Here is a 14,294-nt window from a genome sequence, read left to right as displayed (position 1 = left end):
ATCAAGCAACGAAAAGTTAAGAATCCACAAAATACAGAAATAAAGGCCAATAACAAATCATTTTCCACATTAAAGAAATGTTTAAAAATATAGAAAAACGCGATGGTTATAATGATGCGTATCAGGCTGTCGATTAATGGGTAAAGTTTTGTCACGTTTGTATTTCCTTATGTCACGTTTGTATTTCCTTATAAAGACGCTGCTTGAAAAAAGATTTTCACATGAAAACAGCTAAGCCCATTATTTGATAGGCAAATATACTGAGGTGATGAAGTCTTTTGAGCTATTTTTTTGCATTGGCCCGGCTTCAAAAACTTCCACACCATAGTGTCGCCGATGGGGTTTTAAGTTGTGTAGTCTCATAAAGCTGTAAAGCACATGCCAAGCCAAAGATAAGTTTTGGTAGCAGCCTACATAGCGTAAATGCAAATAGTTACCTTGTAAGACAATACGTTCAGGGCAGAGTTCACAAGGCACAAGGTTTTGTACGGGAATACCTAATCGACCAGAAAAATAATGATGGGCGATGTCGGCTTTTTTATATAGAGCGAAACTTGGGCCAGCAGGTGGATTTTCAGGACCAAGCTCGGTAATCAAATCGTGAAAGCCTTGATCCATTTTTTGCGACATAGGTTGGTTGCTCACCACGAAAGGTCGAGTTACCGCATCAACATTGTCTAGCTTGGTCTTGTTAAGCCATTCAAAGGTTGGCGCGTTGTATTCATGGCTAGATGCTTTGCTGTATTTGTTTAGATAAGCCAATAGTTTTAGTAGTGCGAGTTCGGCGTCTTTATCCGAGCGAATGCTGTAATTTTTTTGTTTCCAACGGGTAAGAAAAGGCAATTTCCCCGTAATTTGAATGGTGATTAAAGTGCGTTCTTTCTGTTTAGTAAGGTCAATGTTGAAGTGTACGTCGTTTGGGTAAAATGCTGGCGCTTCTAATAACGTATGAAAATAATGAGCGCCGGAGCGTGCTGGTTTTAAAGTAATATGCCCATCTTTAATCAGCTTTCCTTGCCAAACTAAGCAGGAAGGAAAGACAGAATGAATGCCTGAGTTTAAGTATTCAAAGTCTACATAGGACTTAGGTTCATAAATGAGCCAAGGTAGCCAGACTTGCCAATTAGTAAGGTCACTTAGATCTTCAGTAATTGCATCAATCGGCGCATCAATAACTGCATTTTGTCGACTAAAGAAACGACCTCTAAATAAAAATAGATACGCTAATAATACAGCGCTGAAAAGCATGATCAGGAATAACGTGACAAGCATACATATCTCATCCTTATAATAGATTCAAAGAAGCGTTTATCGGCTAAGTGCTGAAAATAGGCAATCAGAATCTTGCTTTTCACAGCATAGTGTTTAATGTAACTATTTTGCAAGCGAGCGTTTTTTGAGCAGCCTACATAGGCTTCTATGAAAGAACACTTTAAAGAGAGCACGAGAGGATAGTTAAGATGAAATCAACACTGGTGTGGGATTGGCCTGTGCGAATTAGCCACTGGCTGATTGTGCTTTTATTTACTGGTTTGATTATTACGGGTAAATCAGAAGGCGATTATATACAGTACCATTTTTACATGGGCTATGGTTTGTCTGCGGTGGTTATTGCTCGTGTGCTTTATGGTTTCTATGGTTCTTATTACGCGCGTTTTAGTCAGTTTGTTAAGGGGCCAAAGGTCGCTTTTCGCTTTGCTATGTCGCTGTTGTCTGGTCGTCCAAAAAAGTACTTGGGTCATAACCCTGTTGGTGCATTAATGGTGGTAGTTTTATTGCTCGCGCTTTCAGTACAGTGGGGAACAGGCTTATTTACTAGTGATGAGGTGTTTTGGTTTGGGCCTTTTTATTCTCTTATTTCAGAAGATTTGGCTAGTCAGTTGGCGTCGATTCATCATTTCTTACCTAACGTATTACTTGGTTTAGTTGCCATGCATGTGCTGGCTGTGTTTTATCATGAGTTGTGTCTTAAAGAGCGTCTTATTGAAGCCATGATTCTCGGACGTAAAAAACATCATACAATTACATCGGTTGAAGTCGCTTCTGTTGAAGTGAAGACGCCCCGCTGGGGCGTGATATTTTCTTTGTTGATGGGGCTTTCCTGGTTGGCAGCACTATGGCTGGCGCCTATCTAAAAAGACTTGTTTTTTAGATGTATAGACAAGTTGATTGTTTGTTCTTATCGAGTCACGATATAATTATTTCTTAAATTCACGAACATATGGAATCCTTAGTGTCTGACGTAACTGCTCCCAATTTAGCGAATTTATTCGATGATTTACCGGATGCCCCTTTGCCGATATATGCCAAGTTAAAGCAGGCGATTTCGTTGAAAATTTCATCAGGAGAATGGCAGACAAATCAGCGTATACCTTCGGAATCTGAAGTCGTGAAAGCTTTGGGTGTGAGCCGTATGACGGTCAACCGCGCACTGCGCGAATTAACTGCTGAAGGTTTTCTTGTTCGTCACCAAGGATTAGGCACTTTTGTTGCCGAGAAAAAGGCTCATTCAGCACTGTTTGATGTTCATAACATCGCAGAAGAGGTGGCTGCTCGCGGTCATAAACATCGCTCTGAATTATTAGTCTTGGAATCTGCCAAAGCGACAATGGAAGAAGCGATGACGTTAGGTGTTCGTACCAATCATGGGATTTTCCGTTCGGTGGTTTTGCATTTCGAAAATGATTTACCAATTCAAATTGAAGAACGTGTTGTGAATGCGACGTTAGCACCAGAATACGATAAACAGGATTTTGCAAAGCATACGTCTTACGAATATTTAATGAGTGCTGCACCGATGACAGAAGGCGAGCATTTGGTGGAAGCTATTTTACCTAATGCAGTCGAATGTGAACGCTTACAAATTCAAGCATCAGAGCCGTGTTTGCAAATAAAACGCCGTACTTGGGCGGGCGATGACATCGTCACCGCTGCGCGTTTATTGCATCCTGGTTCTCGTTTCCAACTTTTTGGGCATTTTGGTCGTTAATCTAACTCAGTAATGTTAATAAAAACGCCACTGCCTTTAGTTAATTTTGCATTGGCGTTTTGCGAGAAAATCACCATGCTGTGTGCACTTATCGTCAAGACAGTATTCTCAATTTCTAGCATTCCATCCTCGCAAACATAAAAACCACAGAACAAGAAGTCGTCATTTGAAAACAAGGTGCTATTATTTGAAAATAAGAGCGAGCAAGGTGCTGTGAAGGCTTGAACATTGGCATGAGTGTCGGTTTCTCGCACCATGATGTTAAGGTCTTCAATCTTGCCACTTTTCAGTGTGGCATAAGTTGTATCTCCACCTGAAAAGCGCGCTATATCCAATGCATTACTTAACTTGTTTGTGTGGCTGTTGTTTTTGACTGCATGTTCGAGTGTCATTCCTTCGCCAGACAACAAGACTAAGGTGCGATGCAATCCGCTGAAGTCTGAAAATACGCCGTCTTCAACCACAGATGCTTGGCTGATACGAAAACGCAGGCCGCTTTCATCTTCATGGCGTTGAATCTCTAGGGTTTCGCCAAGGCCGTTTTTCCAAGGCATGCGTTGGTAATCACTTTGCGCAATGATCTGGTATGGCAACGAAGTATTAAACGTCATACATCACCTTTTTAATCACTTGAATAAAAGCCTGACGGCTGCTTTCTTCTTGCTGGTGGTGGAAGTCTTTTATTGTGTGTTTGCCAGCGACAAAAACGTCTTTAACGAGATTTTCATTGGTGGCAAATAACCAACGGTTGAGTAAGCTCTTTGATTCGCTTGCGGCGATAAAAGGGTGAGACTCGTCGAGCACCATAAAGTCAGCTCGGTTACCTTGGCTTAATCCCAATGACACGTCGCAAGCTTGATTACCACCCAATAAGGCTTGTTGGTATAGGTTGTCGCCGACGCTGGTTTGGTCAGCACGGTATAAACGGTTGCGCTGTTGATCGCGCAAACGTTGTCCATATTCCAGTGTTCTTAGCTCTTCAACAATCGACAAGCTAACATGGCTGTCGGAGCCAATTCCCCAACGGCCATTTTCTTTCTCGAATTCCACCGCAGGGAAAATGCCGTCGCCTAGATTTGCTTCGGTAGTTGGGCATAATCCCGCAACGGCTTTGCTCTTCGCAATGGCTTGGCGTTCTGCATCGGTTAGATGAGTGGCGTGAACTAAGCACCAGCGCTCATTCAAACCTATTTCATTATGTAGCCATTCCACTGGACGTTGTCCGCTGAAGGCTAGGCTGTCTTGAACTTCTTTTTGTTGCTCCGCGATATGAATGTGAACCGGACAATCTTTAGCAAGAGATTGTAAGACGGTGTCTATTTGCGGTTTGGTCACCGCGCGTAATGAGTGAAAGCAAATCCCTAGCCTATGGCGAGCATGATTCGCTAACGCTTTATCGCAGGCTTGATGTAATGCCAAATAAGAATCTGTGGAATTGATAAAACGCGCTTGTCCGGCGTTAGGTGCTTGCCCTCCAAAACCAGAGTGCGAATACAGCACTGGTAGCAAAGTTAAGCCCATTCCAGAGTCGTCCGCTGCAGCGATGATTTGATTCGACATCTCACCAAACTGGCCATAATGCTTTCCGCCAATATCGTGGTGCAGATAGTGGAATTCTCCGACTTGTGTATAACCGGCTTTTAGCATGTCGATATAAAGTTGTTTGGCAATAATACGAGCATCGTCTGGCGTAAGTTTTTGCACGATCTTGTACATCAAATCTCGCCAACTCCAAAAGCTATCATTCGGATTTAAGCTGATTTCTGCTGCACCAGCCATCACTCGCTGAAAGGCATGAGAATGAACGTTGGCAAGCGTTGGCAAGACTGGGCCAGATAATACATGGCAGTCTGTTATCGGTGTGCTGTCTGCTTTAAAAGAATGAAATTGTCCGTCTTTTACTGAGAAAAGCACATTATTCGACCAGCCAGAAGAGAGCAAAGCTCGTTCAGAAAAATAGTATTGAGTGCTATCGCAATGAGTTGAGTTATGGCCCGTCACAAGTCATTCCCTAATAAATATTGATGCTCTGAGTGTAATAGAAAATATAATGTATATACAAGTGTGTTTTTAATGGGTTTATTAGTTATCTATTTACTCGTTTATTTAGTGACTGTTTATTAAGGTTTTTTTTGTTGTGTTGATGGTTTTTTCTCTATTTTTAAAGATGAAAAGGCGATTAATTTTAAAAAATGGCTTGCATCCAGAAAAATTAGATTTTATCTTTAGATTGATTGTATATACATGTTCGTTAAATCTTCCTTTTAATCAGAATAAAAAGACATTCTTTGATAGGTGAAAAAATGACTAAGCAAACACTCGCTCAAAAACGTTACCGCGCAGGTGTCGTCAAAGCGGCAACCGGAACGACTCTTACCGCAAAATCTTGGTTTACTGAAGCGCCAATGCGTATGCTAATGAACAACCTAGATCCGGATGTGGCAGAAAACCCAGAAGAATTGGTGGTTTACGGTGGTATTGGGCGTGCGGCGCGTGATTGGGAATGTTATGACAAGATCGTTGAATCCCTAAAAGAACTAGAAGAAGACGAAACTTTATTGGTGCAATCTGGCAAGCCAGTGGGTGTATTCAAAACCCACAGCAACGCACCGCGTGTACTTATTGCCAACTCAAACTTAGTGCCACATTGGGCCAACTGGGAACACTTTAACGAGCTAGATGCCAAAGGCTTGGCGATGTACGGCCAAATGACAGCGGGTTCTTGGATCTACATTGGTAGCCAAGGCATTGTGCAAGGCACTTATGAAACTTTCGTTGAAGCGGGTCGTCAGCATTACGATGGTAACTTGGCAGGTCGTTGGGTATTAACGGCGGGGCTTGGTGGCATGGGTGGCGCACAACCTCTAGCAGCAACCTTGGCTGGCGCGTGTTCGTTGAATATCGAATGTCAGCAAAGCCGCATCGATTTCCGTCTACGTACTCGTTATGTGGATGAGCAAGCGACTGACCTAGACGATGCCATGGCTCGCATTAAGAAATACACCGCAGAAGGCAAAGCGGTTTCTATCGCGCTTTGCGGTAATGCTGCAGAAATTCTACCTGAAATGGTAAAACGTGGTATTCGCCCAGATATGGTGACAGACCAAACATCGGCTCATGATCCATTAAACGGCTACTTGCCATTAGGCATGAGCTGGGAAGAGTACCGAGAAAAAGCACAAACTCAGCCAAAAGAAATCGTAACCGCTGCGAAAAAATCCATGGCGAAACACGTTCAAGCTATGTTGGATTTCCAAAAAATGGGTGTGCCGACGTTTGATTACGGTAACAACATTCGTCAAATGGCGATGGAAGAAGGCGTGGAAAACGCCTTTGATTTCCCAGGCTTTGTACCTGCTTATATTCGTCCTTTGTTCTGTCGCGGTATCGGTCCTTTCCGTTGGGCTGCCTTGTCTGGTGATCCAGAAGATATCTATAAAACGGATGCCAAAGTAAAAGAATTGATCGCGGATGATGAGCATTTGCATCGTTGGTTAGACATGGCGCGTGAGCGTATTCAGTTCCAAGGTTTGCCAGCGCGTATTTGTTGGGTCGGTCTTGGTCAACGTGCCAAACTTGGCTTAGCCTTCAATGAAATGGTTCGTAGCGGTGAATTGTCTGCGCCAATTGTTATTGGTCGTGATCATTTGGACTCTGGTTCTGTATCGAGCCCGAACCGTGAAACCGAAGGTATGAAAGATGGCTCTGATGCGGTATCGGATTGGCCTCTATTGAATGCCTTATTGAACACTGCATCAGGTGCAACTTGGGTATCTTTGCACCACGGCGGTGGCGTAGGCATGGGCTTCTCTCAGCATTCTGGCATGGTGATTGTGTGTGACGGCAGTGATGATGCGGCAGCGCGTATTGCTAGAGTTCTTCATAATGATCCAGCGACAGGCGTGATGCGTCATGCAGATGCGGGTTATGAGATTGCTATCGATTGTGCGAAAGAGCAGGGATTAAATCTGCCTATGATTACCGGAAAGTAATAGACAGTTACAAGATCTTAATATACGACGCGACACTTAAATATTATTTGTTTTAAGTGTCGCGTACTGTTTATAGAAGAAGCCTCATAAGGGCGTAAAACAATATTATAAAAATTATTTGATGGCAGAATATGACATCAAGATTGGAGAGCACTATGTTTGAATTAACCATAAAACCAGGTCAATTGACTCTAAACGAATTGCGTCAAATTAGCCGTCGTCACGTTAAATTGACGTTAGACGAAAGCGCTTTCCCAGCGATTCATGCTAGCACGCAAGTGGTTAACGATGTAATAGCGGAAAATCGTACGGTGTACGGTATTAACACAGGCTTTGGTTTGTTGGCGAATACGCGTATTGCCCCAGAAGATTTGGATGAGTTGCAACGCAGTATCGTACTATCTCACGCTGCAGGTATCGGTGCTTTGATGGAAGACAAAACCGTCAAACTGATCATGGCGTTGAAGGTAAACAGCCTAGCGCGTGGTTTCTCTGGTATTCGTTTGGAAGTGATTCAAGCACTGCTGACTTTGATTAACAAAGAAGTGTATCCATGTATTCCGAAAAAAGGCTCGGTTGGCGCATCGGGCGATTTAGCGCCATTGGCTCACATGAGCACCGTGTTATTAGGTGAAGGCAAAGCCCGTTACCGTGGCGAAGTGATTTCCGGTCAAGCGGCGTTGTCTATCGCTGGATTAGAGCCTATTACCTTGGCTCCAAAAGAAGGTTTGGCGCTGCTAAACGGCACGCAAGCGTCTACCGCATTTGCCTTGGAAGGTTTGTTTGAAGCGGAAGATTTATTCGCCTCTGCTATTGTTTGTGGTTCTTTGTCTGTAGAAGCTGCGTTAGGTAGCCGTAGTCCATTTGATGCGCGTATTCATGAAGTCCGTGGTCATCAAACACAAATCGATGCAGCCGCTGCGTATCGTCATCTATTAGGCGAAACCAGCGAACTGGGTGACTCTCATCAAAATTGTGAGAAGGTCCAAGACCCGTATTCATTGCGCTGCCAGCCACAGGTTATGGGTGCGTGCCTTGAGCAAATCCGCAGCACGTCGAAAGTCTTGTGTGTAGAAGCCAACTCAGTATCGGATAACCCATTAGTCTTTGCCGCTGAAGGCGACATTATCTCTGGTGGTAACTTCCACGCAGAACCTGTTGCTATGGCGGCAGATAACCTTGCCTTGGCGATTGCCGAAATTGGTAGTTTATCAGAACGCCGTATGGCGTTGTTGATCGACAGCAATCTAAGTAAATTACCACCATTCTTGGTGGATAACGGCGGTGTGAACTCTGGTTTTATGATTGCTCAAGTAACGGCTGCAGCCCTTGCGAGTGAGAATAAAAGCTATGCGCATCCTGCGTCTGTAGATAGCTTACCAACGTCGGCTAACCAAGAAGATCACGTCTCTATGGCAACTTTTGCGGCACGTCGCTTGAAAGATATGGCGGAAAATACTCGCGGTATTTTGGCTGTTGAGATTTTGTCTGCGGTACAAGGTTTAGACTTCCGTGCGCCTTTGAAATCCAGCAAACGCCTAGAGAATGCTCGTGCAACGTTACGTGCTCGCGTGCCTTTCTACGATAAAGACCGTTACTTCGCGCCAGACATTGAAAAAGCCAATGAATTACTATTGGAAGCGGTACATAACGAAACGATGCCTGAAGGGCTATTACCTAGTGTTAAATAGCCTAGTTTATAAGTAACCTAGCGTATAAATAGCCAAGCTTATAAGCAAAGCGAAAAGTAAATATTTAAAAGGACAGCTATGACAAACGATACCCCAATGAAGTTAGACAGCTTATGGCGTGGTGCTAATATCGCTACCATGAAAAATGGCCTGTATAGCGTGATTGAAAACGCAGCGATAGGCGTCGTCTGCGGCCGTATCGTTTGGATTGGCGAAGCGCAAGATCTGCCAGACTATGAGACTCAAAGCGAACATGATCTGGATGGCGGTTGGATTACACCTGGCTTGATCGATTGCCACACGCATCTTGTGTTTGGCGGTAATCGCGCGGGCGAATTCGAACAGCGCTTAAATGGTGTGAGTTATCAAGAGATCGCCAAGCAGGGCGGAGGCATTGCGTCGTCTGTGAAGGCAACGCGTGACGCCAGTGAAGCAGAGTTAATAGCCAGTGCTTCCCGTCGTCTAAAAAGCTTGATGGCCGATGGTGTAACCACGGTTGAGATCAAATCAGGCTATGGTTTGTCGCTCGATTCAGAGCTGAAAATGCTGAGCGTAGCGACGCAACTAGGAAAGCTATTTCCCGTGACGGTGAAACGTACTTGTTTGGCTGCACACGCCATGCCGCCAGAGTTTGACGATAAAGACGCTTATATTGATTATCTCTGTGAAACGGTTCTACCAAAAGTCGCTGAGCTTGGCGTGGCTGATGCGGTGGATGCTTTTTGCGAAGGCATTGCCTTCAGTACAGAGCAAGTGGCGCGTTATTTTAAATCCGCTGAGTCGTTAGGTTTGTCGGTGAAAATCCATGCGGAGCAATTGTCTTCATTAGGCGGTACTCGTATGGCATCGTCGTTCAAGGCGTTGTCGGCGGATCATATTGAATTTATTGAAGAAGCCGATGTGAAAGCTATGGCAGAGTCCGGCACGGTTTCTGTGTTATTACCGGGAGCGTTTTTTACTCTAAAAGAAACTCAGCGTCCACCGATTGCTTTGTTGCGTCAATATGGTGTGCCGATGGCGATTGCCACGGATGCCAACCCCGGAACCTCTCCTGCTTTATCGCTTCGACTCATGATGAACATGGCGTGTACCTTGTTTGCACTTACGCCAGAAGAAGCGCTTGCTGGCGCGACCATTCATGCTGCAAAAGCATTGGGAATGTCTGATACTCATGGTAGCTTAGAAGTTGGTAAAGTCGCGGACTTTGTTTGTTGGGATGTAGAAAGTCCTGGAGAGCTAAGTTATTGGTTAGGTGGCGATTTATTAAAAGCTCGTGTGTACCAAGGCGAGAAAGAATAAGGGGCAAGATAAGATGACAACGCACAAGACGCTAATTGTACCAGCATTTGATTTTGTACAAGGAGACTCGCCTATATTGGTCAGTATGCCTCACTCAGGCTTGAACTTGACTGCTGAGGTGCAAGCTGGTTTGACAGATCAAGCTAAAAAATTGCCTGATACCGATTGGTTTATTCCTGAGCTTTATGAGTTTTTAGAACCATTGGATGTGGGTTTTATCAAGGCAAATTACTCTCGTTACGTCATCGACCTAAATCGTCCTTATGACGACAAACCACTTTATACGACGAAAACCACAGGCTTGTTTCCTGATATTTTATTCGAAGATAGTCCGGTTTTTGTCGATGGCAAAGCGCCAACGGACGAACATAAAGCTTTTTGCAAAGATCACATCTGGAAACCTTATCACGATATGATTGAGAAAGAGTTGGCTCGATTGAAAGCCAAATTCGGCTACGTGATCTTATTCGATGCTCACAGTATAGCGGCCGAAGTGCCTATGCTATTTGAAGGCACGCTGCCAGACTTTAACTGGGGCACCAACGAAGGTAAAGCTTGTGACGAGAAAATCGCCAACGCCGTCACGCAAATACTGCGACCACACTACACGCAAGTACTCAATGGACGTTTTAAAGGCGGCTACATCACTCGCCATTTCGGCCAACCAAGCGATGGTATTCACGCTATCCAGCTCGAACTTTCCCAAGCAACGTACTTAAATGATGAATTGGCAAAACAGTCTGAATATCAATTGGATGAAAAGAAACAGCCAGTGATTACACAACAACTTAAAGACGTGATTGAGGCTTTAATGGCGATTAGGTTGTAGTCTGCCTGCGAGGTATAAAATATAGTGATTGGAATATAACGATTCTAAGCACTATATTTTTAGCTACATCTTAAATGTGAGGCTGACGTTATGTATCAAGACGTTTTGGATTTTTGGTTTAATGATATTGAGCCGGAATCATGGTTTAAAAAAGACATCGACTTCGATAATAAAATCATCACTAAATTTGGCAAACTTCATCAACAAGCGGTTTAGGGCGAGTTGTCCGCTTGGCGTCATTCTCCTAAAGGCGCATTGGCTGAAATAATCATACTGGACCAATTCTCACGTAATATTTACCGCGATCAACCTGAATCTTTTGCAGCTGACCCTATGGCGTTAGCGCTGACTCAGGTTGCAATTCATAAGGGTTTTGATCAAAAATTATCTCTGTCAGAGCGAAGCTTTTTATACATGCCGTTTATGCACAGTGAATCCGCCGTGATTCACGAGGAAGCAGTAAATCTATTTAGAGATTTGGGTATTGTTAATAATTTAGATTTTGAGTTAAAGCACAGAAAAATTGTGGATCGTTTCGGACGTTATCCACATAGAAATGCCATCTTAGGGCGAAAATCTTCCGCTGAAGAGTTGGTATTTTTAGAAGAGCCCAATTCAAGTTTCTAATTCCCATCAAAACGTCTTGCGTATTCATGCTTTTATCCAGTGTTCACTTTTATAATGAAATGAGTGTTTTTTGATCAACAATAAATTAATCTGATAGAAGGTTAATTTATTCGATTTATAAAACGCTATATTTTCATGGGTAAATTGATAATCCGGATTAAAATATTACTATTTTTAAGCTGCTTTTTATTTCTGAGTGCTTGCTCTACCTTGGATTCCAATACCAATTTATCGGTTAAAAAGAGTTTATCTGTTGGATTTAAGCCTTATGGCGTGGCAACTGCTAATGTGTCTGATGGAGCGCCGGTTCGTACCGGTAACTCATCGTTCCGTTTCGAAGTTAGAGATGGAGATTGCGGTCATGATGGAGAGGGGTGGTGTGACTGCAAAAATGATCGTCAACGCTATGAATATTCGACTGGTGATGTGACTGGTGAAATTTGGTTTAACTGGTCACTGTATATACCCACTGATTTTGAAAGCATATCCCCAGCAACAGTTACCCTTGGTCAGTTTCATCAACATAATGGCTCAGGCCCACCGTTTATTTTTTTAACTGCCGGAAGAGCTTTCAAATCATATAGAGGAACGAGTTAGGAAACTTGATGGTTTTGTATTCAGTTTATTTGACCCCTGAAGTAGAAAAACTAACAATGGTCTAGTGCTATATTTTTTTATTTCCTAACAATGGATTGAAGAAACATGATTGAAAAAACAAGGAGTTGGTTACTTGGAAGTAGAGATAATCCACAGCAATACACGCAGCATGCGGTTCAGTTAATTGTCTTTGTTGCATTTTTGTACGCTGCGGCTATCAATTATGTAACCTCAGCTTCTGGTTATATTAATATCTGTATACAGTTAGCTATGTCCATTAGCACATTAGGTATTTGGTATCGTTCTCGCTGGCATAACGAATATCAACGTATGGCCATCACTTTTATGGTCATGATTACTACGATTACATTACCGATTAATTGGTTCTTGAATGGTGGTTCTTTCGGTCCGACTTTTTTCTTAAATATTTGTGTTTTCATGTATATCTCAGTCGCATTTCGAAAAAACCCTTATTATCGCTATTTTGGCCAAAGTTTTGCCGTCTTAGTACCTATCCCATTAGTAATGATTGAATATTACCATCCTGAATGGATTTCGACTTATCCTGATAATGAAACGCGCTTAATTGATCTAGCTTCAACTTCTGTTGTGACTAGCATTTTCATGTTGTTAATGATGGAAAATCTAACTAAAAAATTCCTTTTAAGGCATTCAAAAGTAGAACAACTATCAGAACAGTTACGTCAATTATCTGAACGAGATTCATTGACAGGGTTGCTAAATCGGCGTGCTTTTGAAAGTAGTTTTAGTGAGTGGAAAGAGACTAAAGAATGTCTGACTATTGCGGCAGTTGATCTCGATTTTTTCAAAAAAATTAATGATCAGTGGGGCCATTACTATGGTGATGAGGTTCTTATAAATAGTTCTACTCAATTGTCTGAAATATCCAAGGACACAGGATCTTTGGCCTTTCGTACGGGAGGCGAAGAATTTATGTTGATGATGCCATGCTCACTCAACGAAGCTTATAAACATATACAGATATTACATGATCGATTTGCAGAGATGAAACTGTTAAATGGTCCTGTTACTTTCAGTTCAGGGTTGGCTGAAGTAAAGCCAGATGAAAGCCAAGATCAATTTTTAAAACGGGTTGATAGGCTGCTCTATCAAGCAAAGAATCAGGGGCGGAACTGTACTGTCGTTGAATAGCGAATTAATTCAAATATTTTGAGATAAATTTGCAGCTTGATTAAATTAATATTGATGAAGCATTTAAGATTTATTGATTCTCTAATAAAAAGAGTTTTATTCGCCACACACTTTGACACTTTTGAAGCGGATTTTATTAATCTTTGGCGTCAAGATAGCAGCAACTTAGACGGATGAGCAGGCTTCTGCTAAGTAAAAGTATTCCAATAAAAAAGAGCAAGCTACTTTCATGGCTTGCTCTTTTTTGTCTATAGAAACTTGGCTAACCTTAAAGCACGGTTACTACGTCTTCTATAGCTAAGCGCGATTTTGGTAGCGCTGCGTTGTAGTCTTCGTCTTTGTGGTGATAACCGATAGCGAGTGCTACGTCGCATTGGTAGCCTTCAAGTTGAGCTTGGAAGGTTTCGCCGATGAGTTCTGGGTCAACGCCTTCCATTGGTGTGGAGTCAATACCAAGACGAGCTGCGGTGTGCATGACATTGCCAAGGGCTATGTAGACCTGAGACTTTGTCCACGCCGCGTTGTTACCGTTATCATCCATGTTCATTTCTGCGAAAGCAAAACCGCCGAAGGCCTGTTCTCTGTTTTCAGGTTTAGTACGGCCGTCTTCTATGCCTTTGTCTACAACTTTTGCGTAGTCCTCACGTTTGTAATGGGTTTTGTGAGCAAATAAGATGATGTGTGATGCATCTTTGGCGTGCTTTTGGTTGAACTGGAATTTGTTCGCAAACGTATCGTGAAAGCGTTGTTTCGCTTCATCACTTTCAATCACGATAAATTTCCACGGTTGAGAGTTAATAGAAGAAGGCGATAGGCGCATTGCTTCATAAATAACCTCTAAATCTGCCTGAGAAATTTTCTTCGAAGCGTCGTATTGCTTTGCTGTATGACGTTTTTCTAAGTCGGCAATAATCTGGTGTGACATGTTTTATCTCCACAATAAGCAAAAGTGTTTAGCGCTCTGAAAACTAGCAGCGCTAAAATTAATGGCGCTATAGTAACGAGACTTTATTAAATGAAGAACAGGGTTTTTATTGAATTATTATCAAATATTATTTGATAATAGATGGTAATTCTCTTTGCTAATAAGGACTAAA

The 14,294-nt window shown here is 42.7% G+C and carries 12 protein-coding genes and 1 pseudogene; 9 read left to right on the top strand and 4 right to left on the bottom strand.

Annotated features, from left to right (window positions below; translation table 11 throughout):
* Positions 1 to 240: 240 nt before the first annotated feature.
* The gene (locus TY87_RS06475) at positions 241 to 1,272 is read right to left on the bottom strand and encodes an SRPBCC family protein (protein WP_100186459.1); all 1,032 of its coding nucleotides are present in this window, start codon (positions 1,270 to 1,272) and stop codon (positions 241 to 243) included.
* Positions 1,273 to 1,460: 188 nt separating this feature from the next.
* Between TY87_RS06475 and TY87_RS06470 the strand changes: the two genes are divergently transcribed.
* Both TY87_RS06470 and hutC read left to right on the top strand, forming a co-directional pair.
* Complete coding sequence (locus TY87_RS06470) at positions 1,461 to 2,135, top strand: cytochrome b/b6 domain-containing protein (RefSeq protein WP_100186458.1); 675 nt, start codon at positions 1,461 to 1,463, stop codon at positions 2,133 to 2,135.
* 98 nt (positions 2,136 to 2,233) lie between these two features.
* A complete protein-coding gene (gene hutC, locus TY87_RS06465) occupies positions 2,234 to 2,989 on the top strand; it encodes a histidine utilization transcriptional repressor HutC (RefSeq protein ID WP_232617082.1) in 756 nt (251 codons plus the stop codon).
* On the opposite strand, the gene TY87_RS06460 is transcribed toward hutC, so the two are convergent.
* On the bottom strand, positions 2,986 to 3,600 hold the full coding sequence (locus TY87_RS06460) for a HutD/Ves family protein (RefSeq protein WP_100186457.1): 615 nt from the start codon (positions 3,598 to 3,600) through the stop codon (positions 2,986 to 2,988). The two genes, hutC and TY87_RS06460, sit on opposite strands and share 4 nt — an antisense overlap.
* A complete protein-coding gene (locus tag TY87_RS06455; protein ID WP_100186456.1) occupies positions 3,590 to 4,990 on the bottom strand; it encodes a formimidoylglutamate deiminase in 1,401 nt (466 codons plus the stop codon). The genes TY87_RS06460 and TY87_RS06455 overlap by 11 nt, the downstream gene beginning before the upstream one ends.
* Positions 4,991 to 5,292: 302 nt before the next feature.
* Between TY87_RS06455 and hutU the strand changes: the two genes are divergently transcribed.
* From hutU to TY87_RS06420, 7 genes and pseudogenes are all read left to right on the top strand, one after another.
* Complete coding sequence (hutU, locus tag TY87_RS06450) at positions 5,293 to 6,981, top strand: urocanate hydratase (RefSeq protein ID WP_100186455.1); 1,689 nt, start codon at positions 5,293 to 5,295, stop codon at positions 6,979 to 6,981.
* Between the two features lie 155 nt (positions 6,982 to 7,136).
* A complete protein-coding gene (gene hutH / locus TY87_RS06445; RefSeq protein WP_100186454.1) occupies positions 7,137 to 8,672 on the top strand; it encodes a histidine ammonia-lyase in 1,536 nt (511 codons plus the stop codon).
* 78 nt (positions 8,673 to 8,750) lie between these two features.
* Positions 8,751 to 9,971: an imidazolonepropionase gene (gene hutI / locus TY87_RS06440; protein WP_100186453.1), complete on the top strand. Its 1,221-nt coding sequence runs from the start codon at positions 8,751 to 8,753 to the stop codon at positions 9,969 to 9,971.
* Positions 9,972 to 9,984: 13 nt separating this feature from the next.
* On the top strand, positions 9,985 to 10,800 hold the full coding sequence (gene hutG, locus TY87_RS06435; protein ID WP_100186452.1) for an N-formylglutamate deformylase: 816 nt from the start codon (positions 9,985 to 9,987) through the stop codon (positions 10,798 to 10,800).
* 90 nt (positions 10,801 to 10,890) lie between these two features.
* A pseudogene (locus TY87_RS06430) lies at positions 10,891 to 11,427 on the top strand (DUF924 family protein).
* 135 nt (positions 11,428 to 11,562) lie between these two features.
* Positions 11,563 to 12,024 (top strand): heparin lyase I family protein, encoded by a 462-nt coding sequence (locus tag TY87_RS06425; protein ID WP_100186451.1) that lies wholly within the window; start codon positions 11,563 to 11,565, stop codon positions 12,022 to 12,024.
* Positions 12,025 to 12,129: 105 nt separating this feature from the next.
* A complete protein-coding gene (locus TY87_RS06420) occupies positions 12,130 to 13,197 on the top strand; it encodes a GGDEF domain-containing protein (protein ID WP_100186450.1) in 1,068 nt (355 codons plus the stop codon).
* A gap of 268 nt (positions 13,198 to 13,465) precedes the next feature.
* On the opposite strand, the gene TY87_RS06415 is transcribed toward TY87_RS06420, so the two are convergent.
* Positions 13,466 to 14,122: an NAD(P)H-dependent oxidoreductase gene (locus TY87_RS06415; RefSeq protein ID WP_100186449.1), complete on the bottom strand. Its 657-nt coding sequence runs from the start codon at positions 14,120 to 14,122 to the stop codon at positions 13,466 to 13,468.
* Positions 14,123 to 14,294: the final 172 nt, after the last annotated feature.

It is taken from the genome of Marinomonas sp. BSi20584, from assembly GCF_002792415.1.
GTDB classification, from domain to species: domain Bacteria; phylum Pseudomonadota; class Gammaproteobacteria; order Pseudomonadales; family Marinomonadaceae; genus Marinomonas; species Marinomonas polaris.
Note: the sequence above shows the minus strand (reverse complement) of the source record. Positions and strands in the feature narration are given on the sequence as shown.